16 protein-coding genes are annotated in these 21,872 nt (G+C 62.0%); 6 read left to right on the forward strand and 10 right to left on the reverse strand.

What is annotated here, in order from left to right:
• The first annotated feature begins 106 nt into the window (after window positions 1–106).
• Window positions 107–1,153, forward strand: coding sequence for a fimbrial protein (locus ACREXZ_RS11845; protein WP_431764266.1), 1,047 nt, complete (start codon window positions 107–109; stop codon window positions 1,151–1,153).
• Between the two features lie 16 nt (window positions 1,154–1,169).
• Here the strand turns inward: ACREXZ_RS11845 and ACREXZ_RS11850 are convergent, their stop codons facing one another.
• The 3 genes from ACREXZ_RS11850 to ACREXZ_RS11860 are packed head-to-tail and all read right to left on the reverse strand — an operon-like array spanning window position 1,170 to window position 5,088.
• Window positions 1,170–3,566, reverse strand: a complete 2,397-nt coding sequence (locus tag ACREXZ_RS11850; protein WP_431764267.1) for a TonB-dependent siderophore receptor — start codon at window positions 3,564–3,566, stop codon at window positions 1,170–1,172.
• Between the two features lie 5 nt (window positions 3,567–3,571).
• Window positions 3,572–4,591: a FecR domain-containing protein gene (locus ACREXZ_RS11855; protein WP_431764268.1), complete on the reverse strand. Its 1,020-nt coding sequence runs from the start codon at window positions 4,589–4,591 to the stop codon at window positions 3,572–3,574.
• Entirely contained in the window at window positions 4,588–5,088 is a 501-nt protein-coding gene (locus ACREXZ_RS11860) for a sigma-70 family RNA polymerase sigma factor (protein ID WP_431764269.1), read from the reverse strand. Before ACREXZ_RS11860 ends, ACREXZ_RS11855 begins: the two co-directional genes overlap by 4 nt.
• A gap of 822 nt (window positions 5,089–5,910) precedes the next feature.
• Here ACREXZ_RS11860 and ACREXZ_RS11865 point away from each other — a divergent pair.
• The 3 genes from ACREXZ_RS11865 to ACREXZ_RS11875 all read left to right on the forward strand — a co-directional run bounded on the left by ACREXZ_RS11865 (window position 5,911) and on the right by ACREXZ_RS11875 (window position 11,826).
• The gene (locus ACREXZ_RS11865; RefSeq protein ID WP_431764270.1) at window positions 5,911–8,325 is read left to right on the forward strand and encodes a glycoside hydrolase family 95 protein; all 2,415 of its coding nucleotides are present in this window, start codon (window positions 5,911–5,913) and stop codon (window positions 8,323–8,325) included.
• Between the two features lie 93 nt (window positions 8,326–8,418).
• On the forward strand, window positions 8,419–10,539 hold the full coding sequence (locus tag ACREXZ_RS11870) for an alpha-galactosidase D (protein ID WP_431764271.1): 2,121 nt from the start codon (window positions 8,419–8,421) through the stop codon (window positions 10,537–10,539).
• 78 nt (window positions 10,540–10,617) lie between these two features.
• Entirely contained in the window at window positions 10,618–11,826 is a 1,209-nt protein-coding gene (locus ACREXZ_RS11875) for a hypothetical protein (RefSeq protein ID WP_431764272.1), read from the forward strand.
• An 83-nt stretch (window positions 11,827–11,909) separates the two neighbouring features.
• Here ACREXZ_RS11875 and ACREXZ_RS11880 read toward each other — a convergent pair whose 3' ends face one another.
• A complete protein-coding gene (locus ACREXZ_RS11880; protein WP_431764273.1) occupies window positions 11,910–12,167 on the reverse strand; it encodes a hypothetical protein in 258 nt (85 codons plus the stop codon).
• A 244-nt stretch (window positions 12,168–12,411) separates the two neighbouring features.
• Between ACREXZ_RS11880 and ACREXZ_RS11885 the strand changes: the two genes are divergently transcribed.
• Window positions 12,412–13,833, forward strand: coding sequence for a methyl-accepting chemotaxis protein (locus ACREXZ_RS11885; protein WP_431764274.1), 1,422 nt, complete (start codon window positions 12,412–12,414; stop codon window positions 13,831–13,833).
• 144 nt (window positions 13,834–13,977) lie between these two features.
• On the opposite strand, the gene ACREXZ_RS11890 is transcribed toward ACREXZ_RS11885, so the two are convergent.
• From ACREXZ_RS11890 to ACREXZ_RS11905, 4 genes are read right to left on the reverse strand one after another with little or no spacing between them, the layout of a single operon-like run.
• The gene (locus ACREXZ_RS11890; RefSeq protein ID WP_431764275.1) at window positions 13,978–15,288 is read right to left on the reverse strand and encodes an MFS transporter; all 1,311 of its coding nucleotides are present in this window, start codon (window positions 15,286–15,288) and stop codon (window positions 13,978–13,980) included.
• Window positions 15,285–15,848: a GAF domain-containing protein gene (locus ACREXZ_RS11895; RefSeq protein ID WP_431764276.1), complete on the reverse strand. Its 564-nt coding sequence runs from the start codon at window positions 15,846–15,848 to the stop codon at window positions 15,285–15,287. Before ACREXZ_RS11895 ends, ACREXZ_RS11890 begins: the two co-directional genes overlap by 4 nt.
• 44 nt (window positions 15,849–15,892) lie before the next feature.
• Window positions 15,893–17,302: an MFS transporter gene (locus tag ACREXZ_RS11900; protein WP_431764277.1), complete on the reverse strand. Its 1,410-nt coding sequence runs from the start codon at window positions 17,300–17,302 to the stop codon at window positions 15,893–15,895.
• Between the two features lie 36 nt (window positions 17,303–17,338).
• Window positions 17,339–19,123, reverse strand: coding sequence for a gamma-glutamyltransferase family protein (locus tag ACREXZ_RS11905; protein WP_431764278.1), 1,785 nt, complete (start codon window positions 19,121–19,123; stop codon window positions 17,339–17,341).
• A gap of 189 nt (window positions 19,124–19,312) precedes the next feature.
• Here ACREXZ_RS11905 and ACREXZ_RS11910 point away from each other — a divergent pair, with 189 nt between their 5' ends.
• Window positions 19,313–19,969 (forward strand): FadR/GntR family transcriptional regulator, encoded by a 657-nt coding sequence (locus tag ACREXZ_RS11910; RefSeq protein WP_431764279.1) that lies wholly within the window; start codon window positions 19,313–19,315, stop codon window positions 19,967–19,969.
• Window positions 19,970–20,031: 62 nt separating this feature from the next.
• Here ACREXZ_RS11910 and ACREXZ_RS11915 read toward each other — a convergent pair whose 3' ends face one another.
• Both ACREXZ_RS11915 and ACREXZ_RS11920 read right to left on the reverse strand, forming a co-directional pair.
• Window positions 20,032–20,931, reverse strand: a complete 900-nt coding sequence (locus ACREXZ_RS11915) for an SDR family oxidoreductase (protein WP_431764280.1) — start codon at window positions 20,929–20,931, stop codon at window positions 20,032–20,034.
• 64 nt (window positions 20,932–20,995) lie between these two features.
• Window positions 20,996–21,751: an SDR family oxidoreductase gene (locus tag ACREXZ_RS11920; protein ID WP_431764281.1), complete on the reverse strand. Its 756-nt coding sequence runs from the start codon at window positions 21,749–21,751 to the stop codon at window positions 20,996–20,998.
• Between the last annotated feature and the right edge of the window lie 121 nt (window positions 21,752–21,872).

Below are 21,872 nucleotides of genomic sequence, written 5' to 3' on the forward strand. Positions count from 1 at the left end.
CGTTCGACCGTTGGCGGTGCTGCGACGGCGCTGGAATACATACTGAAGGTAGGTGATGAAGATGCGATGGCTTGAATGGCGGATGAACTGGACCAGCTTGCGACATATGGCCAGCGTGGCGATGAGCATGATTCTGCTCATGCTGTCCGGTCACGCATCGGCGCAGGCGACCTGTACCGGCACTGCGCAGACCTTCTCGATTCCGATGCCCGAGGCGATAACGGTTCCGCGGGACGCGGTGGTGGGGACCATGCTCGGCAACTGGATGAGTACGCCGCAAGTCACCCGCTACTACAGCTGCAACTCGAGCAATGGGGCGTTGACGGGGACCGGATTCGCGGCATTGCCGTCGTTGAGCAAATCCGGCGTGACCCTTAACAGCGGCGGGGTCACGTACACCGTTTTCAATACCAACGTACCGGGCGTCGGAGTCGCGATCGGTGTCCGCGCATATGCCAATGCGTGCGGCTGGCAAACCCCTCGGGATCTGGGCCTGATCGGGTCGAACCCGTCGCAACCTCCGTGGGATGGCAGCGCGTGCGGTGGGCAGGGAGCGATCACGAATGGCGGTCAGGTTTCCGCGGTTCTCGTCAAGACAGGACCGATTGCCTCCGGCATTATGTCTGGAGGCGTTCTTTTTCAGGCGGCCGTGACTGTCGGGCCGGCAGGGGGCGGAGCCGCTGTCGTGCGGACCGATATCCCGTACAAGTCGTTCAGGGTGAGTCCCACGATCGTCACGGTGCTTGCCTGTTCGACGCCGAACGTGACGGTATCGATGGGTTCATACAAGGCGTCCGCCTTCACCGGCAAAGGCTCGTCGACGAACCCCGTGAGCTTCGACGTGGCGCTCGACAGATGTCCTGCGGGCATGACGAAAATCCAGTACGGGTTCGATGCGCCAGGCGGTGTGACCGATACGGTCAACGGCGTGATTGCGTTGACCGGGTCCACTGCGGCCGGCATTGGACTGAAACTGATGGATAGCAGCAATGCCGCACTCAAGTTCGATGTGCAATATCAGATGAGCGGATACAACGCTGCGACGGGCGGTTCCTACACGATTCCATTGAAGGCCGCTTACTATCAGACTGCCGCATCAGTGACGCCCGGTACGGCGAATACGGTGATGACTTTCACCATGACGTATCAATAAAGATTGATCCCGATGCTCAGAAATCGTAGACACCGGTGAGATAGAACAGGCGCGTCGGCTGCACTTCGGTAAACTGACTTTGTGCATAGTCGCCGTAGAGCCGGCGATTGAACACGTTCTTGACGCCCAATGTCATCGACCACGTGCGCGCGTGATAGTAGACGCTTGCGTCGGTACGGAGCTGACCGGCAATCGATAGGACATCGCCAACATTGTCCTCAGTCGCATAGGACGATCGTGCGCGGATGCCGAGTCCCACCCCCCATCCATGCCAGCGCTCCGATTGCAGATCGTAGGTTGTCCAGAGGCTGAAGGCATGTCTGGGCACCTGGATGGTGGCGACGCCCGGCGGATTCGATAACACGGAATACGTGTAGCTCGCGGATAGTTTCCAGCCCGGTACCAGATGCCCCGTCGCGTCCACCTCGATGCCCCGGCTGGCATAGCCTGACGGTATGACTACGTAAAAATCGGGATTCGTCGGATCAGATATCGCGACATTGGACTCGGCGATGCGGAACAGCGCAATCGTTCCGGAGTAACGGGCGTCCGGTGAGTCGAACTTCAGACCGATTTCGGCGGAACGTCCGGTTTCCGGTGGTGTGACGCGGCCCGCCGCATCGAGAAGAGGTTGCGCGTAAAAACTTCGCTGAACATTCGCATACGCGGCCACGCTATCCGTGAACTGATAAAGGATGCCGACACTCGGCGACCAGGCGCTCTGGTATTGCTGGCCGGTGCCCCACTGCGCGCCGCGGCTGATGCTGGCCAGAATGCGCAGGGAGTTCCACGCTATCTGGTCCTGCAGATAAAACGTCTCTGCAATGGTGGTCGTGTCGCTAGTGGGGTCGGGGATTGAAGGCGACAGCGCCGGCGGTGGCGCATTTTGCCAGGGAATCGGCTTGTTCATGAGGTTGCCGCTGGCCTGATTGAGCGTCTCGGCTGTTCTGCTGTAGGTCATACCGAACAGCAATGTGTGCTTGACGGGCCCGGTGGAAAGCGTGGCCTTCAGGTTGTTGTCCAGACTGACTTTGCTGACCTGAGATTGATATCGGAAGGTCTCGTAGTAGCCCATCAGCGGCGGCATCGGATTGACCGAGAGCAGGTCCCAGGCGCTGGGGGCGTAGCTCTTCTGCGCGTCGTACCTCGCCTGACTGTGAAAAGTCAGTGCGTCACCACCCAAACGTTGGGTGAGGTCGTAATGTACCCCGGTGTCGTTACCGTAAAAGCGACTCGCAGGGTCGACCAGTGGCGAGTGCGCCGGCAGCGGGCCTGACGGGAGGAGCACCGTGTAGGGCAACTGAGGTCCGTTGAATGCATGTTGTTCGAAGCCGACGACCAGCCGTGTCTTGCCGTTGTCGAAGGCGACCGACGGAGCGATATAGAAATTGCGTTGACCGTCCTGTCCGAAGAAGTCTCTCGATGCACTTTCCCCGGATACGACGAACCGGTAAGTGAGTTGCCGGCTATCGCCGATCGGGCCGGCAAGATCGATGGCACTCAGCCAGTCTCCGTACGAACCTGCCTGCAACGTCAGTTGGTGGACAGGCGTGCTTTGCGGCTGCTTCGTGTTCACATTGATCACACCGCTCGGCAGTGCCGAGCCACCGGCAATCGAGTCCGTGCCCTTGATCACCTCGATACCCGACAACGCCGCGATCGGCAGTTTGAGTGTCTCGCTGGCGTCAGGCGTCAGCATGCCGTTCAGCGTCACCGGAGCAGCGAAGCCGCGGATAAACGGTGCTCTGCCGATCTGCACGGATACCCCGCTCGACGCGAAAAAGGTGATGCCGCTGACGTCGCGCAGCGCGTCGTCGATCGACTGGATCTGCTGACTCTGCATCAGTGCCGGCGTGATGACGGTAACCGATTGCGGGATATAGAAAAGCGGCGTGGCGGTACGCGTCACTGTCGAGGACGACGTGGCCGTGAATTCCTGATTTGCACCATGCGCAGCGCCCGACACCTTGACCGGGGGGAGCACGATCGCCTCCGTGATGGCGTCCGGCGAACGAGGGCCTGGTGACGTGACGGGAGAGAGCAACAATTGATAGCCTCTCGCGGTTTCTATCGCGTTGCTCAGGCCGGTATTGTGCAGCAGCGCGGTCAGCGCATCCGCCGTCGTATAGGTCCCATGCACGCCTTCGCTGTGCTTACCCTGCACGTCCGACGGCGCGAACGACAGCGATACGCCGGCCTCGGTGGCAAAGCGCGCAAGGACGCCGTCGAGCGATCCGGCCGGAATGTCGAAGGTCAGCGCGCGTGTGTCGGTCGCCCGCGTGTCGGCGTGCGCAAAGGTCATGCAGGCCATGAGGAGCAGGCCGATTGTGCCTTCGCGAAGCCGGCGCGCACGAGCGTACGACAGGCGTTCCGTGGCGGCATGGACCAGTCGACTTCGACGGTACAGCTTCATCGAGGCTACGTGTCGTGTCGGCTGGCAACCGGCTTCGGCGAGCCGTCGGCATCGCCGGCCCGAGACCCGCTGCCACGTGCTTCGACGACCGTCCAGTACGGGGTGATCGACTGGATGTGTACCGGGTAGGCGCGCTCGAGCAACGCGAGCGTCGCGTCGGTGTTCGATACCTGGTACAGGCCCGACACGCGCAGACCGGCGACGTCGTCGGCACAGCGCAGTACGCCGCTGCGATAGCGTGAGAGCTCCGCGACCAGGTCGCCGAGGCGCATGTTGTCGGCGTAGATCAGGCCGCGCGTCCAGAGGGCATCGTGCTCGTTGACGGTTTGCGGCGCGGCAGTGGCATCGCGCGTGAAGGAGCAGCATTGCCCCTGCTTGAGCCGCGACGAGGTCCCTGAAGCGGGAGACAGCAGGACGTCGCCGATGAATGCCGCGACCTTCGTCAGTCCCGACAACTGGCGCACGCTGAACTGCGCACCTGTGCTCTCGACCGATCCCTCGGCAGTCTGCACGGCTATCGCGCGATGCGTCGCCTGCCCGGTGCTCGCTCGAAGCACCATCACCTCGCCTTCGTGCAGCACCACCTTCTGGGTCGACGCATTCGTCACGACGTCCAGCGCGCTGTCGGTATTCAGGATGAGATGCGTGCCGTCCGCAAGCTGGACGTCGCGCTGCGCGCCGGTGGCGGTCCGGTAACCGGCATTCCAGACCTGCCACGGCATCCGGCTCGCGAGCCACGCGGTCGGGCCGACGACCGCCAGCATCGAAATTGTCTTGACCACCCGTCGCCGGGTTTTCAGAACGTCCTGGTCGTGCCGCAGCGCGCTGCTTAACCCTTGCGGCACGGCTTCGAACTGGTGGCGCAACTGTTGCGCAAGTTCTCCGACGCGCCGGTGCGCGTCGCTCTGTGCCTGCCAGCGGGAAAACGCTGCATGGTCTGCGTCGGTGGCGTATCCGGAGTGAAGGCGCGTAAGCAGTTGCGCGGCCTGCCGGAAGAGCTGCGGGTCGAGTTTATCGTTGCTCATACTTCATACATCGCGCAAAGGCATTCTTCGAAAGCGGTGGCCATATATCGTTTGACGGTCCGCGTGGAAACCGAGAGTCGCCCAGCGATCTCTTCATAAGTCAGGCCGTCGAGCTGGGACAGCAAAAAAGCGGCGCGTACCGGTTCGGCGAGCTTCTGGAGTATCGCGTCGATCTGACGGAGACTTTCGAGCACCAGCGCCTTGGCCTCTTCGGATGGAACGTGGCCGACCGGCTGCGCCGCCAACGTTTCCAGGTAAGCCCGCTCGAGCGTGTGGCGCCGCGTCTGGTCGATCAGCAGTCGACGGGCGATGGTGGCCAGATACGCTCGCGGCTGATCGAGCGGTTGGGTTTCGCGATCGACGACCAGTTTGACGAAGGTATCCTGGGCGAGATCCGCTGCCTGATCCGAATTACCCAGTCGTCTGCGCAGCCAGCCGACGAGCCAGCCGTGGTGCTCCGCATAAAGCTTGTGCAACGGCGTAGGTTCCCTGCCCATGATCGTTCCGGTCCTCGCACCCGTGTCTTCGCCGATATCGGTCCGCTAGCCAGTCGCGATCATCTCGACATTGACGAACCGTGGTCCACCGATCGGAAAAGACAAGTTCCCCCTCCGCAACCCCTAGTAAGACGTCTGTCAGACCAACGGTGTTTTAAACGACTACCGATGATGGCATGCGTGACAGAACTACCGGTTCTCGCTACTTGTCAGGCGATTTTTACTGCCGATTATCTCACTGTTCCCGCTCAGCGACAGGGGTCCGCGCCGTTAAAACGATGCGGTAAAAAGACGGCTGTCGGGCGAAATGTGAACTTTCGTGTCGAACAAATGGCGACGGCATCGAAACACTCGGACAGCAGCATGCTGCTGCGATTTTTGAGATTTGTTGAGAAAGTTGAAGTGGGTGTCCGTGTGCAGATGGGCCGAACTGTGTGCACGTCCCGATCGGCCAGGTTGCATTGCAGCAGCATCGGCAGGCCGTTTCGAATTCCGATCTGGACAAAAGCGATGGCGATGCGATGCGCGTTCGCGTCGTCCTGGAATTCGATCGAACGTCATGTCGAATCGCATTAAACATGAAGAAATAAGGCATCCGTATCAACAAAAAATCATCTTTAAAAATATATGTAATCCTAATTATTTTAATTCGGATTAACCATTTTTATGACGATTTATATGCGTTCTGCAACATTAGTCATCCCACTATTTGCGATGCGTTACCAAGGGAAAAACCTAGTGTCTGACCAATCCTTACCCGTGCATATTTGAACTAAATGTTCATAGGTGGATTTAGCATAATTCCTTGAAGCAGGAGACACGATGAAGATTTCCGTCAATCAAAAGCGTCGCAAGCTGCTGAAACTGGGCGGTGTCGCGGCTATCCTCCCGGTTGCTGGACGGGCCGGTGCAACCACTCTCTCTCCGGCCGCGAGGCCCACCGACCTCTCCGCAATCCAGTCCGAAGCTTTCGATTCAGCCATCTCTTCCGCACAGTCGGAGTCGCTCGTCTCCGCCGATCGCGCATTGCTGTTCAGGTACGACACGCCGGCCGTCGAATCCAGCATCCAGTTCCAGGGGCTGCCGGTTGGGAACGGGCGGCTGGGCGCGATGGCGGGCGGCGCGAGCGAACAGGAAGTGCTCTATCTGAACGAAATCACGTTGTGGTCGGGCACGAGAGACGTCGTCGATCTCGCGTACACGACAACCGGGATGGGCACGTACCTGTCGCTCGGCAGGCTCTATATCGATCTGCCCGCGCACGCGGGCGCGACGAATTACCAGCGCTCGCTCGACATCAGCAATTCGGTCGTGCGAACGCAGTACAGCGTCGGTGGCAAAACGTACAAGCGCGAGATTTTCAGCAGCTTCCCCGACAACGTGATCGTGATCCGCCTCTCGTCTCACGGCGGCACCTATAACGGCACCGTCTCGCTGTTCGACGGGCAGGGTACGCAAACCATCGGCGAATCGAATCAGGCGCTGTCGTTTTCGGGTGCGGTGAGCGGCAGCGGAGAGTTGTACTCGACCTACGCGCTGGTCGTTCCGGATGCGGGCGTCGCGTCGCTCAATGCGGCCAATGCGCAGATCACGCTGCAGAATTGCCCGGGGCTCACGATCTTCGTCGCCGCGCGTACCGACTACAACGGACGCTATGTCGACAACTATCTGACCGGTATCAATCCGCACGACGCGGTCGCCGCCGATGCGAGGAACGCCGCATCGCGACGCTACGGCGATCTGCTGGAGCGCCACGTGCGCGACTACCGTGCGCTCTTCGGCCGGATGGATCTCGATCTCGGCAAGTCGAGCGACACGCAGAACGCGCTGACGATTCCCGAGCGACTGCTGACGCGTCAGCTGAATCCGTCCGCGGCCGATCCCGAACTCGAAGCGATGTACGTGCAGTTCGGACGCTACCTCACGATTTCGTCGTCGCGCGGCTCGTTGCCCGCGAATCTGCAAGGCTTGTGGAGCACCACGAACAACCCGCCGTGGATGGCCGATTACCACACCGATATCAACATCCAGATGAACTACTGGCTCGCCGACCGGGCCGGTCTGCCGGAGTGCCAGCAACCGTTCGTCGATTACGTGACCGGGCAGCTGCCGTCGTGGGTCCAGTCGACGAAGAATCACTTCAACGATGCCGCCAACGTGAATTACAGCAATTCCAGCGGCAAGGTCGCGGGCTGGACGGTGGAGATTTCGACGGGCATCTATGGGTCGCTCGGCTGGGACTGGAGTCCGCCCGCGAGCGCGTGGTATTGCCGCACGCTGTGGAATCACTACGAGTTCACGCTGGACCGCGCCTATCTGGCGAGGATCTATCCGGTGATGAAGTCCGCATGCGAATTCTGGCAGGCGCGCCTGATCAGAGACCCCGTGTCGGGGCTCCTCATCGACGACAAGGACTGGTCGCCGGAGCAGGGACCGCATCAGCAGCTCGGCATTACGTTCGCGCAGGAACTCGTGTGGGATCTGTTCACGAACTACGGCACGGCGAGCCAGCTGCTCGGCATGGACGCAGCTTTTGCAAGCACCATCGCAACGATGAAATCGCAGCTCTATTTGCCGAAAGTGAGTCCCACCACCGGGCAGCTTCAGGAATGGATGGATGACAGCATCGTCGGCGAGACGGGACATCGGCATCTGTCGCCGTTGATCGGCTGGTTCGAAGGCGAGCGCATCACGCTCGACAGCGATCCGAAGCTCGTCGCCGGCGTGAAAGCGCTGCTGCTCGCGCGCGGTTTCGATTCGTTCGGTTGGGGTCTCGCATGGCGCATCGCCTGCTGGGCGCATTTCAACGATGCCGCAACCTGCTATTCGATGATTCCGAAGCTGTTGCGCTACTCGGAGGGCAATGACGGTGTCAGCGGCACGTTCGCGAACATGTTCGATGCGTACGCGCTGTCGAGTAACTCGTCGGCGTTCCAGATCGATGCGAACTTCGGCGGTCCAGCCGCCATACTCGAAATGCTGCTGCAGAGCAGGATGGATCGCATCACGGTGCTGCCTGCATTGCCGTCGCAATGGGGCACCGGAAGCGTCAAGGGATTGCGCGCGAAAGGCGGCTTTATGGTGGACCTCAAGTGGAATCACGGAGCGCTGTCGTCGGTGAAGGTCACCAGCGTCGGCGGTACGCGAACGGCGCTGCAATACGGTAGCCGTGTGAAAGCCATCGCGATGCGAGCAAACGATACCGTGAGATTCGACGGCAACCTGCAGCAGGTTTGAACGTATTAACCCACGGGCCGCTCGGCCCGTGGCGAAAATTCCGCACAGCAGCTAACCCCCAAGTCCGGGTTTCATTTCTCACCAAGGAAAATCATGAAGATCCTGGGTCGTACACAGGTGGTTCTGTTTTTCGTGAGCGTCATGATCGCGTTCGGTCTGTCCGCATGCGGAGGCGATCAGTCAGGTTCCTCCAATGCCGCTAGCGTTTTGAAGGCCACGGCGAATTCGGCAGACGCGTCGTCATCGCAAAGCGCTTCATCGCAGCAGGTTGCGGCTCAAGGATCGATTGCGTTGCCGCCCATGGGCTGGGCCTCGTGGAATGCGTATGGCTGCAACATCACGGAAGATCTGGTGAAAACGGCAGCGAACACGATCTCCGACGGCCTGAAGAAAGACGGTGCGCTGATGAAGGCCGGCTACAGCTATATCAACGTCGACGACTGCTGGTTCGCACCATCGCGAGATCCGCAAGGCAACCTGGTCGCCGACCCCGTGCGCTTTCCGAGCGGCATCAAGGCGCTGGCCGACTATGTTCACGCGCGGGGCCTGAAGTTCGGCATCTACGAAGTTCCTTCGTTCGAAACCTGCGCACAACGCAACAACCTGTACCCGGGCCACACTACGCCGATGGGCAGTCTCGGGCATGAAGTCCAGGATGCCAACACGTTTGCGTCGTGGGGCGTCGATTACGTGAAGTACGACTGGTGCACACCAGATGGCACGCTCGACGATCAGGTGGCAGGCTTTCAGAAGATGCGCGATGCGCTGGCCAGTGCAGGCGCCGCTGTCAATCGACGCATTGTCTACAGCATCAACCCGAACAGTTTTCACGTCGACAAGACGGGCCGGTCGTACGACTGGGGGCAAATTGCCGATCTGTGGAGATCGACCGAGGACATCACGTATAACACCGGCACGCCGGGCCATCAGAGTACGCCCGACTTCTCGAGAATCGTGAACCAGAATTTCTACGGCAACCTGTTCCCTGAAGCGCAGCACACGGGCGCCTATAACGATGCGGACATGATGCTTGCCGGGTTTGGTCTCACAGCGGCGCAAGACCAGACGCACATGAGTCTGTGGGCGATCTCCGGTGCGCCGCTTATCCTGGGTCTCGATTTAACGGTACCGGTCAGCGCGGCGACGATGGCGACCCTGACCAATCCGGAGGTTCTCGCCGTCGATCAGGACGTGCGCGGCCTTCAGGCGATCCGGGTCGCGGTGCCGCAGAACGGTCTGGGCGTCTGGGCCAAACTGCTGTCGGGCAAGGGCCGCCGCGCGGTGGTGCTGCTCAACACGACCGGGACCGCGGCATCGATCACGGTGAACTGGAAAGACCTTGGGCTGGATCCCGCCGCTGCGGCCGATGTCCGGGATATCTGGGCGCACACGGATCTTGGTTCGCACACGTCCGGCTACACGGTGGCCAATGTACCGGCCGGCGGCTCCGTCATGCTGACGATCGTCGGTACGGACGACGCGTCGAAGATCCAGACGGCCAAGCCAATGTCGCATGAGGACGGGGTTGCCCGATATACGCTGAACGCGTCGACGGGTGGGTACATCGACATCAACTACCGGAACGCAGGAACGTCCGCGTTGAAGGTGCCGCTGATTCTCAATGAGAGCGTGCTCACGACGATCGTGCTGCCCGTAACGCCCAAAAATGCGCAAGGCACCGTCACGCTGTACATGCCGTTCATTCCGGGCAGCAACCAGTTGACGTTCGTTCTGCCGGGCAAGGGCCGTAGCGCGCCTGCAATCGACAAGGTGACGGTGCTCGCCGCTCCGCAGCCCGCGTTGCCACCCGTTGTGTATGAAGCGGAAAGCTCGGCCAACATCATTCAGGATGCGTCCATCGCGGCATGCAATATCTGCAGCGGTGGCAACAAGGTCGGCAACCTGACCAATGCGGATTCGAGCCTCCAGTTCAATGGAGTCATGGCGTCGTCCGATGGGCAATACGCGGTTCCCGTCGTTTATATCAGCGCGGACGACGGCGGCGGTGCGCCTCGCGCACTGAACGTCAGCGTCAACGGCGGTCCGCTGGTTCCCGTCCAGTTTCCGGGCGAGGGTACATGGGACTTCCCGATCCTGTCGGATGTTCAGGTGGTGGTGCCGCTGAAAGCAGGGGTGAACACGATCAAGTTCTCCGTGATCTCCGGCAACTACGGTCCCGACATCGACGGGTTAGGTCAGGCCGTTAAGCAGTAATCGATCTTCGGTAAAGCGATGCCGCCGTTAAAGGCGGCATCCCCATAAAGCGATCTTTAACGATCCATGGAGACACGCATGAAGAATCTCTTGATGCGGATTGCCCTGCCGTTGGTGTTGGCCGCGAGTCTGGCGCAGACATCGGTTAGGGCGCAGACGGTGGTTCCGCAGGGCAACGATGCCAATGACTCGACGATAGCCGCCGAACGCGGCCAGCGCTTCCGGCATGACGAAGTCGCGGTCCTGTTCGTAATGGGGCAGAGCAATAGTGCGGGCCTTAACGGCCTGCCGCCCGATCTGGTGTTGAGCGGCGCGTCGGGTGCGGGTGCGGGCGGGATGCCGGCCCCCAACGTATGGGGTATCCAGAACGACGGGTGGGGGAATATCGCCGGCAATGCGGATGGCACAGGCGCGCCATTTACCCAACCCATTTCTTCGATCCATCACGTGACGTGGGCCAACTGGTCGGACAGCACGTCGTCCGACATGAATCTCGGGTACTACGGCGGCAGCGGAAACGCCGCCAATTTCGCCGCGTATGCGTGGCAGTCGGCGATCAACGCGGGCGAGCCGTTGCCCGATCTGTACATCATTCATATCGGTTGGGGCAGTCAGGGCGTCGACGCCGCGGACGATGCATTCAGCGGTTGCTGCGGCTGGACCGTGCATGGCGTCAATCTGTGGCAACCGATGCTGGACGCGTCCAGAACGCCGACTTACGCGCTTGCGCCGTTCGCCCGTCGCATGATGTATCTCGGACTGAAGCAGATTCTCGCGACCGGCAAGAAGCCGCGCATCCTGGGACTCCAGTGGAATCAGTGGGAGGCGGAAGCCGCGCCGCTGAATTCCTCGGGCAATGCGCCGACGATCCAGCGCGCGCCGCAAAACTACGCGCATCTCTTCAGCAGTTTCTTTGCGGCGGTCGGCACGAAATTCCCGGTGATGATCGTGAAGCCGTTGTCGACCGCGTACGACAACGTCACGGGTGCGGTCGCGCCTTATAACCCCGCCGCGCTCGAGTCGATGCAACAGGTGTTCGAGGGATTTGTCGATGCGGACCCTCACACCTTCAGCTTCGCCGATGCATCGAAGTCGCCCGACTGGAACGGACAGCCGCCGGGGTTCGGTATTTTTCAGGGCGGTACGCTGGGTGGCGGAGACGGCAGCGTGCACTACAACCTGGACACGCAGAAATGGTTCGGGGACCAGGCGCTTGCGTCGTGTCTCGGTACCTCGCGGGCCTGCGGGCCGCGCGTGAATGCACTGCCGTGGTGGTTGCCGAACTGATCTGATTCAAGTCAGGCAAGCGGAATGAACCGCTTGCCTGACGTTATCGCGTATGTCCTTCAGAAACGGAAGCGGCCGGTGATTTACTCGACCTTCGCAGTCGTCTGCGCGAGCATCGCCTCGACGGTCGCGCCATCGAGCAGCATCATGCACACATCGGCCAGGCGTTGGGCCGCAGGCTTGGGCACGACCTCTTGCAGAATGTCGGCGATCCAGGCCACGATTTTTTCTCGGTAGCGGATCGCGACTTCGGAAATCTTCGGGGTAGGTCGTGCCGAATTCCGCCAGCGCGCGTTCGAAGAGGCAACCGGCGAATTCCGGTGTCCGGAACCCGTTTCCATACCAGTCGAAAATTCCCTTCACCCGCTCGACCAGATCGGTCACGCCCCGCAGGCACTGTTCCATGCTATCGATGATGAAGTGATGGCGCTGCTCAAAGCAGCGTACGAACTCACGATCTGCAAGGGAAATCCATGCCCTAAAGTCAGCGGACAGCCATGCCGTAAACAATCAATGGCAGGGCCAAAAAATTGCAGGCAAATCATCTGCCTGACGATAAAGACATAAGAGAGAGCGAGGGCCGACATGAACGCGGGCAATGAGTTGTTACGTACCATCTATGCGAAAGCGGACCGGCTGATGATCGTCGTCGTCTGGTGCCTGTTCGGCGTCTCCTGTGTGCTGGCGACGCGCGACTACAGCTGGCAAGCGGTGCAATGGATCGGGCTGCCGACCGCGGTCGTCGCGTCGATGCTGGTGTGGTGGCATCCGGGAGCGTTGTTTACCCGGCTTTTTCTCGCGACGAGCCTGATGACGCTCGCCGCGCTGCAGATTCATCAGGCACATGGGCTGACTGAACTGCACTTCGGGATCTTCGTGCTGCTGTCGTTCCTGCTCGCGTATCGCGACTGGCGACCCATCGCATGTGCCGCCGTGGTTATCGCGGTGCATCATTTCACGTTCAACTATCTGCAGCTCGCGGGGCTGAGCGTCTATTGCTTCACGCAGCCCGCGCTGTCCACCGTGCTGCTCCACGCTGTCTACGTGGTCGCGCAAGCCGGGCTGCTCATCTACATCGCGCGGCACATGAAGGCCGACGCGCAAGCGGGCATCGAACTGGCGCTGCTCGGCGAAAGTCTGTCACGCGAAGCGGGGAAATTCGACCTGCGTCTTCCGCCGATGGCGCTCGAGGGCACAAGCAGCCGCACCTTCAAAGGGACGCTCGACGCGATTCACAATGCGCTGCGCGAAATCACCCATACAACCGACCGGATGGCTTCGTCGTCGGAACACATCGCGACTGGAAACCAGACGCTGCTGGAGCAGATCGGTACACAAGCCGATGGCCTGAAGGCAACGAATCGGGCCATGGGGCAAATCGCGCAGCGGATTCGGGAAAACGCCGGCCACGCGGCCACGGCCAACTCGTTGTCGCGGAAAACCTCCGCGGTTGCACAGCAGAGCGGCGCAGCGGTCGGCGAGGTGGTGAGCAAGATGAGCGAGATCGACGAGGCGGTGCATCGGATGGGCGAGATGATCGCGACGATCGAAGGGATCGCGTTTCAGACCAATATCCTTGCATTGAACGCGTCGGTCGAAGCGGCTCGCGCGGGCAACGAGGGACGAGGCTTCGCCGTCGTGGCCGGTGAAGTGCGCACGCTGGCTCAACGGAGCGCGACCGCCGCGCGCGAGATCAAACAACTGATCGCGGATTCGCTGCAGCGGGTTGAACTGGGTTCCGTCCTTGCGACGCGTGCGGGCGATACGATGCAACTGGTCGTCGGGCACGTCGAGGACGTTGCGCGGCTGATCGAACGCATCAGTTCGGCGAGCGAAGCGCAGAGTCGCGACGTGGATCGTTTTAGCCAGGGTGTGGAGGAAATCGACGTTGCGCTTGCGGGCAACGTCGAGAACGTGAAAGGCGTCGCGTCGGCGTCAGGTAGTTTGCGCGAGCAGGCGCGGACGTTGTCGGTTGCGATGTCGGCGTTTATCGTCGAGCGCGGTTAGCGGCGCGCTGGGTGCGTTAAGTTTTACTGCGGTGAGCAGCCAGGCGAGGGTGGCGACGGCGAAGCGGCTGGCAAGCGAAGACCTCCTGGGCCAGGTCGCCTCGCAAGTTGCGGGAATCTTCCGATTGAAACTGCATGGAGGGCGTCAGGCGCCCGGTGCCTCAGTCAGCCTTGCATCCGTTGACGCATCGCGCCGCGGCAGCGCGCTGTCGACGACCGGGTCTTTTGCACTCGTGTCGTACAGGCGGTCCGGAATGAACAGCGCGCAGACACCGCTTAGAAAGAACGCGGCGCCGACCACGAGAAAGCCCATGCCGAGCGAGAACTGCGTGGCAAGGTAGCCGATCACGACAGGCGCCGCGCCCGAGCAGAAGCGGCCGACGTTATACGAACCGCCTACGGCCGTGCCTCGAACGCGTGTGGCGAAACTCTCGGACATGAACGTGCCCACCGTGCCAAGTGGAACGCCATATAGAAAGCCGAAGAAAAGCATCAGCCACACGATGTTTTCGCGTGTGTGAAAGAAGATGATCACCGGCAAAAACAGCGCCGCGCCGATACAGCCGAGCACATACACACCGCGCCGGCTCCACGCGTCGCCGAGCCAGCCCGCCGCGATCTTGCCGATGAACGCGACGACGTAGGTGCCGATCATGTAGCCGGCCATCGAGCCGAAGCGCACGTGCAGTTCTTTCTCGAGGTAGGTCGGCAGCCAGTTGTTCAGTCCGTAGAAACCGGAGAGCGCGAAGACGGATGCGAGTGCCCACAGCACGAACATCGTGCGCGCCTCGCGATCGGCGAAGATCAGTGTGTAGCGGTTATCGCGCCATCTGCGCTTGACGCGCGGCGTATTCTCCACACGAGCCGTCGCGCTCGCCCGCCAGGCCGGCGGCTCAGGCACGAACCGATGAATTGCCACCGCGAGCACGACCGGCACCGTCGCGACGTAAAACAGCATGCGCCAGCCATAGTGCGGGAGGATCCAGCTGCTCAGCGCGATGACGACGATATAGCCGGCTGAAACCCCGGTCTGCAGCATGCCCAGTATTAATGAGCGCCGTTCGGTCGGCACGTACTCGGCGACGAGCGTGGTGACGAGCACCATGCAGCCGATGCCGAACGAACTGATCAGCCGAACCACGGCGAACTGCAGGAAGCTGTGAGTGAAGCCCAGCAAACCCGCACCGAGCGAGAACAGCGCGAGCGCCCACACGACCACGCGCACACGACCGAACGAATCGCTTGCCCATCCGCCGAGAATGCCGCCCACTGCCATCCCAACGAGCGTCAGACTGCCGAGCGCGCCCGCCTCGACGTTGGTCAGGCCAAATTCGCTCTTGATGCGCGTGAGCGTGAGTCCGTACATCATCACGTCCGCGCCGTCGACCAGCAGCGCGAGGTAACCGAGCGCGAAGACGATCAGCCAGCGGCTCGTCGGCTGCTGGGTCTGACTCATGGTCGAGGTTCCTGAGGATGCGCGCCTGCCTGCGTCGGCATGCGTTCGAGCAGCGCGGGAGCGAGAAACGAGCCCAGCAGCAGGCCCGCGTCTTCGTGACGGTGCGTGTACCAGTGCTCGACGTGCGTCAGGTTCATCGTGCCGACGCATCGACCGTCGTACGCGATCGGAATGTTGAGGATCGAGCCGAGGCCCATCGCGGTCATCACGGTGTGATCGTCGAATGCGTTGCGGATGTCGTTCGACGTCTCGCCGCGAAACGGCCGTAGTTCCTGCAGGATTCGCGTGGCCCACGCGGTGTCGCGTTTTTTCTTGCGTCCCCCGGTCGGGTAGACATCGGGCATGTTGGTGAAGACGCGTTCCACTTCGTGCTGCTGTGCGTCGTACGCCATGATCGTGAAGAGTCGAAAGCCGATCGTCTCGGCGGCGACGGCTTCGACTGCGCGAAAGAGCGCGATCGGCTGATCGGGTTGCCGCATCGCGCTCGCCAGTCGTTGCAGGTCGTGAATCAGCAACGGACGTGTCGTGCGCGAATTCGTGTGGTCTGCTGTGTCTTGCATGGTTGAGCGTGGGGGTGCCTGGTTACACGACTATTCGAAAACGGTTAGCCGCGCAGATGCGTAGGCGCGAGGCCCTCGCGCACATCGTTCGCGGTTGCGCCGTTGATTTCGATGTCTTCTAGCGATCGGTTGCGCGTCTCGATGCCGAGGAAGAAGACCACGCACGCGCCGGCCAGCAGCACGGCGGTCGTCATAGCAAACACGCCGAAGAAGCCGAATGCCGGATAGACGAGCCCGACGAGTATCGGTGCGCTCACCGAACCGATCCGCCCGAACGACGACGATGAACCCGTGCCCGTCGTGCGAACGGAGGTCGGGAAAATTTCCGGCGTGTACGCATAGACACCCGCGAACGCACCGTTCATGAAAAACGACAGACAGATGCCCGCCGCGATGATCTCCGGACCCGTGTGCGACAGCGACAGCATGATGGCCGCGAGGCCGCCCAACGACATGTACGACGCGACCACGCCTTTGCGGCCGATCCGTTCGTTAAGCCATGCCGCCGAAAAATAGCCCGGAATCTGCGCGCCGTAGATGGCGATCGAAAAGCCGAAGCTCTTTGTCATCGTCAGCCCTTCCTTGAGCAGCAGGCTGGGAATCCACGAGAAGAACGAGTAATACGCGAACGCCACCGAGAACCACATCAGCCAGCTGACCGCTGTGGTGCCGGCGAGCCGCCGCGACCATAACGTCAGTACGTTTTGCAGTGCGCTGCCGCTGCTGCGCGCCGCTGCGGGAATGTTGCCGATGGCGGCGAGCGGTGCCAGCGCGATGCCGCGCTGCGCATACCATGACTCGATCGCGCTCACGACGCGATCCGCCTCCACCGTGCGGCCCTGGCTTTCCATCCAGCGCGGCGACTCGGGCAAGGTGCGGCGCCACCAGAGCAGCATCACCACCGGCAGCGACGTCACGACGGCGAGATAGCGCCAGCCGTCCGGAAAATTACGCACGACGGTGTAGCCGAGAATCGACGAACTCAGGTAACCGAACGACATGAAGCCCACGAGTGAGCCGCAGAACATCCCGCGATAGCGCCGCGGCACGAACTCCGCGAGAAACGGCGCGATCACCACGGTCTCCGCACCGGAGCCGAAGCCCGCGGCGACACGCCACGCGAAGAACGTGTGCCAGTCGTGCGCGGTGGCGCTGCCGAGCGACGCGAGGCAATAGATCGCGAGCGCGCTCATCATGATCGAGCGGCGGCCGATCACGTCGGCCAGCACACCGGACAGAAACGCGCCGAAGAAATAGCCGATGTAGGTACTGCTCGCGACGAGGCCGGTCTGCGCGCTAGTCAGTTGCCACATCTTGCTGACGACGGGGAGCAGAAAGGCCAGTGACGACGAATCGAGGCCGTCGAACATATAGCCCAGCCCGCCGATCACGAGCAGTTTGCGATGAAAACCGGACAGCGGCAGCCGTTCGAGACGGGCAGCGACAGCGGACATAATGAAGATTCTCCAGAGCGGGCGACGCGGTTCGCGTCAGCGCCCAATCGCATAGGCCTGCATCTGGCGCGGCGTGGCCGCCCCGCGCATCAGGCCGTTTCTGATTCCGACGGCACACACGCGGCCGAGCGACCACGGCTCGGCGACCGTGAGATCGTGGCCGCGTGCGCGCAGTTCATCGAGTGTGCTTTGAGGGAAGGTGCCTTCGGCTGACATCTTGCCGAGCTGCATCTCGCGCGGATAAAACGAGCCGGGGAAATGCGCGGTCTGAAACGTCGGCGAATCGACCGCGGCCTGCAGGTTCATGCCGCCATGCACGTGCCGCAGGAACAGCTGCAGCGACCACTGGTCCTGCTGGTCGCCGCCCGGCGTGCCGAGTGCGGCATAAGGCTTGCCGTCGCGCGTGACGAGCGTCGGTGACAGGGTGGTGCGCGGACGCCGTCCCGGACCGAGCGACGACGGCAAGCCGTCTTCCATCCAGAACATCTGGCCGCGCGTCGTGACGTTGAAGCCGAGTCCCGGTACCGCGGGCGACGCCTGTAGCCAGCCGCCCGACGGCGTTGCCGACACCATGTTGCCCCACCGGTCGACGACGTCGAGATGCACCGTGTCGCCGCGCAGTTCGGGTAGCGGCGCAAAGGTCGGTTCGCCCTGGCCGAAGCCGCCGGGCTGCTGACGGCCCGCGTTGGCGAGAATGCGCGCCGCGCGCGCTTCGCTATCACCGATATGGCCCGGCCGGAACTCGAACGACGCGCGGCGCGGATCGATCTGGCGGCGGCGCGCGTCGTTGTAGGCGTCGCTCAACAGGACGTCCATCGGTACGTCGGAGAATCGCGGGTCGCCGTAGAACACCTCGCGGTCGGCAAACGCGAGCTTCGAACATTCGATGACCGTGTGCACGAAGTCCGGTCCCAACGGATCCATGGCCGCGAGATCGAAACCCTTGAGCAACGCGAGTTGCTGCAGGAACATCGGCCCTTGTCCCCAAGGTCCCGTTTTGTGGACGCGGAAACCTTCGTATTCGTACGAAACGGACTCTTCGTAAGTCGGCTCCCAGCGCGCGAGATCGTCTGCATCGAGCAGACCGCGATTGCGCCGGCCCGACGTGTCGAGCACATCGGTCGAGCGGAAATACTGGTCGATCGCGTCGGCGACGAAGCCTCGATAGAACGTCGTGCGCGCGCGTTCGCACTGTTCCGCGCGATCGCTGCACGTGTTGGCCTCGCGCAGGATGCGGCGGTACGTGTCAGCGATGGCGGGGTTCGCGAACAGATGGTTGGGTCGCGGCGCTGCGCCGTCGCGCAGCCATTGCTCGGCGGACGTGTGCCATTCCGTGTTGAAGAAGTCCTGGATGGCGAGGATCGACGCTGCCATGCGAGGCAGTACCGGATAGCCGTGCTCCGCGTAGCCGATCGCGTAGCTCAGCACGTCTTCGAGCGGCAACTGGCCGTAGTCGCGCAGCATCGTCATCCAGCCGCCGAACGCGCCGGGCACGACAGCGGGCAGCAACCCGGTGCCGGGCATCACGGTGAGTCCCAGCTCCTGCATGCGCGCGATCGTCATCGCGGCCGGCGTCACGCCTTGCCCGCACAGCACGCGAACGCGGTCCTCTGCTGCGCTATAGAACACCACCGGCAATTCGCCGCCTGGTCCGTTCAGATGCGGCTCGACGATCTGCAGCACGAAGCCTGCCGCCGCCGCCGCGTCGAACGCATTGCCGCCTTTTTCGAGAACCGCCATCGCGGACGCGCTGGCAAGCCAGTGCGTCGAAGCGACCATGCCGAAGGTACCGATCAGTTCCGGTCGTGTCGTGAAAGCCATATGCCGTTGTTCCAGGTTGGCCGTTGCTGGCGCTTGAGTCCGAACCATTCGTTATTGGTTTGAACAATCTGCCAGCAGATGCATCGGATGGCGGAAAGATTACTGCACCATAAAAAGCAGTGCAATCCGCGTTGACGACCGGCCGTTCTGCTAGGATATGAACCAATTAAAATTGGTTCGAGTGAAGTTATGGAAGAGTCCACCCTCGAGAAGCTGCTCGATTACGTCTCGCAGCACAACCTGAGAGACGGCGACGCGTTACCGCCCGAACGAAAACTCGCTGAGGCACTCGGCATCGGTCGAAGGGATCTGCGCGGCGCGCTGGCGACGATGGAGGCGTCCGGGCGCGTGTGGCGTGGAGTCGGGCGCGGCACTTATCTTGGTGCGCGTCCGTTGAAGTTTGCGTCGTCGCTGCGCAGTTTGCGTGCGGGCTCGAGTCCCGCCGACATCGCCGAAATGCGCCTCGTGCTCGAACCGGCGCTCGTCGAACTCGCGGCACGGAAGGCGAGCGCCGACGATCTCGCCGAACTGGAAAAGTGTGCGAAGCGCAATGCGATCGCCAGCGACGACTACGAGTGGCAGCAGTGGGACCATCGCTTTCATCTGCTGATCGCGCAGGCCACGCGCAACCCGGCGATCATCGCGCTGATGGAAGCGGTCAATGGCATGCGCATGACGCCGAACCTGCGCGAACGGACCACGGATCAGGAGACGCGCCGACACTTCGCGCAACAGCATCAGACCATCGTGAACGCAATGAAGGAGCGCGACGGCGAAACAGCGGCGGCACGCATGCGCGATCATCTGCTGAACGTGCAATGGCGGATGCCGGCGAAGGCGGGGTGAGGCCGGCCAGAAAATCAGCAATCGATCGCGGATCAATCATTCGTCCGCGATCGACCCGCCCATCAACCGACATTCCGCGGCGTCAGCAGATCCGACAGCCCAACCCGATGCAGCATCTCGGCACGCACCCGGTCCAGCACCGCGAAACCCAGGTCGGCGCCGTCTTGCGTCGGATCGATGTGCACGCGGAACGGACGCTTGCCGAACGGCTTGGCCACCACATCGACGATCGCTTCAGCCACCAGACCCACATCGGCATCCGGCGGCACGATCTCGGCGAAAGCCTTCTGTACCTGTTCACCGAAGCCCGCGTACGGACCTGCGTCGTACTCGCCCGCGCGACCCGCGTCGGCGGGCACGCCCGCGTGGGCGAAGTGGTTCGTGCCGCTGGTGAAGGCGCCCGGGACGATGATCGACGTCTCGATGCCCCAGCGCGACAGCTCGCGTGCGTACTGCACGGCGATCGCATCCATCGCGGCCTTGGCGGCGAAGTACGGCGCGAGGTACGGAGGCGTGCCGCCCGCCGAACTGCTGCTCGAAACCCACACCAGCAGCCCCTGACCTTGCTGACGCATATGCGGCAGCACCGCGCGGTTCACGCGCTGCGTGCTGAGCACGTTGACGTCGTAGAGATGCGCGTACTGCTCGGGCGTGAATGCTTCTGCCGGCCCGAACGCCATGTGACCCGCGTTGTGCATCAGCACGTCGACACGACCGGTATCGGCGATGACGTTCGCGACCGCGGCATCGACGGAATCCTGCGACTGCACGTCCATCTCGACGGTGCGCAGATCGACAGCGTTCTCCTTCGACCAGGCGGCCATCTGTTCGACGACCGGTGCGTTGCGTCCGGTCGTGTTGCGCATCGACGCGTAGACAGTGTGGCCCGCGCGGGCGAGTGCTTCGGCACTGAGGCGACCGAAGCCGCTGGAAGCGCCGGTGACGATGATGATTTTTCTCATGACGGTTCTCTTCAATGATGTGAGTAGAGTCGAGCCCGCAGACGGGCACGGATCGTTCTGGGGTTTAAACCATCCCGCCGTTGCTGCGCAGCACCTGGCCGTTGATCCAGCCGCCGTCGGGACCGGCGAGGAACGCGACCGCATTGGCGATGTCGGCCGGGGTGCCGAGACGTTCCAGCGGATTCATCTTCGACATCCGCTCGATCAGCTCCGGCGATTTGCCGTTCAGGAACAGATCGGTGGCAGTCGGGCCGGGCGCGACGGCATTGACAGTGATCGAGCGGCCACGCAATTCCTTCGAGAGAATTGCCGTCATGGTTTCGACCGCTGCCTTGGTCGCGGCATAGACGCCGTAGGTCTCGAGCTTCAGACCGACCACGCTGGTCGACAGATTGACGATGCGTCCGCCGTTGCGCAGGCGGCTGGCCGCTTCGCGCAACGTGTTGAACGTGCCCTTCAGGTTGATCGCGACCTGGCTGTCGAACAGCGCGTCGTCGCTCTCGGCCATCGACGCGAGCTTCATGATCCCGGCGTTGTTGACCAGTACGTCGACGCCGCCGTAGGCCGCTTCGGCGGCATCGAACAGGCGTGCGACCGCAGCCTTGTCGCTGACGTCCGCCTGGGCGGCAATAGCCCGGCCGCCGGATTTCTCGATGCCGCGGACCAGTTGCTCGGCTTCAGCCGCTTTACCGGCAAAATTGATGACGACGGTGAAACCCTCGGCGGCGAGACGGGTGGCGATAGCGGCGCCGATACCACGCGATGCGCCGGTGACGATGGCGACTTTCTGCTGGGTGCCGATGGTGCCGATGGTGCTCATGGTGCTTTTCTCCTTGATTTGACGCCGCTGCGTTGCGGTGTGATGCAACTATGCGGGTTATCTCGCGGTAGATAATCTGGCTAAACTGCACGTCGCTGTTTCCTGGGTGCGAACAATAAAA

The sequence above is a fragment of the Paraburkholderia sp. genome, assembly GCF_050742655.1.
Taxonomy (GTDB): domain Bacteria; phylum Pseudomonadota; class Gammaproteobacteria; order Burkholderiales; family Burkholderiaceae; genus Paraburkholderia.

Excerpts from the sequence above, each read along its gene's own strand:
- ACREXZ_RS11870 (WP_431764271.1), top strand. The coding sequence starts at position 8,419 with ATGAAGATCCTGGGTCGTACACAGGTGGTTCTGTTTTTCGTGAGCGTC.
- ACREXZ_RS11885 (WP_431764274.1), top strand. The coding sequence starts at position 12,412 with ATGAACGCGGGCAATGAGTTGTTACGTACCATCTATGCGAAAGCGGAC.
- ACREXZ_RS11900 (WP_431764277.1), bottom strand. The coding sequence starts at position 17,302 with ATGTCCGCTGTCGCTGCCCGTCTCGAACGGCTGCCGCTGTCCGGTTTT.
- ACREXZ_RS11890 (WP_431764275.1), bottom strand. The coding sequence starts at position 15,288 with ATGAGTCAGACCCAGCAGCCGACGAGCCGCTGGCTGATCGTCTTCGCG.
- ACREXZ_RS11865 (WP_431764270.1), top strand. The coding sequence starts at position 5,911 with ATGAAGATTTCCGTCAATCAAAAGCGTCGCAAGCTGCTGAAACTGGGC.
- ACREXZ_RS11895 (WP_431764276.1), bottom strand. The coding sequence starts at position 15,848 with ATGCAAGACACAGCAGACCACACGAATTCGCGCACGACACGTCCGTTG.
- ACREXZ_RS11845 (WP_431764266.1), top strand. The coding sequence starts at position 107 with ATGGCCAGCGTGGCGATGAGCATGATTCTGCTCATGCTGTCCGGTCAC.
- ACREXZ_RS11880 (WP_431764273.1), bottom strand. The coding sequence starts at position 12,167 with ATGGAAACGGGTTCCGGACACCGGAATTCGCCGGTTGCCTCTTCGAAC.
- ACREXZ_RS11855 (WP_431764268.1), bottom strand. The coding sequence starts at position 4,591 with ATGAGCAACGATAAACTCGACCCGCAGCTCTTCCGGCAGGCCGCGCAA.
- ACREXZ_RS11850 (WP_431764267.1), bottom strand. The coding sequence starts at position 3,566 with ATGAAGCTGTACCGTCGAAGTCGACTGGTCCATGCCGCCACGGAACGC.
- ACREXZ_RS11920 (WP_431764281.1), bottom strand. The coding sequence starts at position 21,751 with ATGAGCACCATCGGCACCATCGGCACCCAGCAGAAAGTCGCCATCGTC.
- ACREXZ_RS11875 (WP_431764272.1), top strand. The coding sequence starts at position 10,618 with ATGAAGAATCTCTTGATGCGGATTGCCCTGCCGTTGGTGTTGGCCGCG.
- ACREXZ_RS11860 (WP_431764269.1), bottom strand. The coding sequence starts at position 5,088 with ATGGGCAGGGAACCTACGCCGTTGCACAAGCTTTATGCGGAGCACCAC.
- ACREXZ_RS11915 (WP_431764280.1), bottom strand. The coding sequence starts at position 20,931 with ATGAGAAAAATCATCATCGTCACCGGCGCTTCCAGCGGCTTCGGTCGC.
- ACREXZ_RS11910 (WP_431764279.1), top strand. The coding sequence starts at position 19,313 with ATGGAAGAGTCCACCCTCGAGAAGCTGCTCGATTACGTCTCGCAGCAC.
- ACREXZ_RS11905 (WP_431764278.1), bottom strand. The coding sequence starts at position 19,123 with ATGGCTTTCACGACACGACCGGAACTGATCGGTACCTTCGGCATGGTC.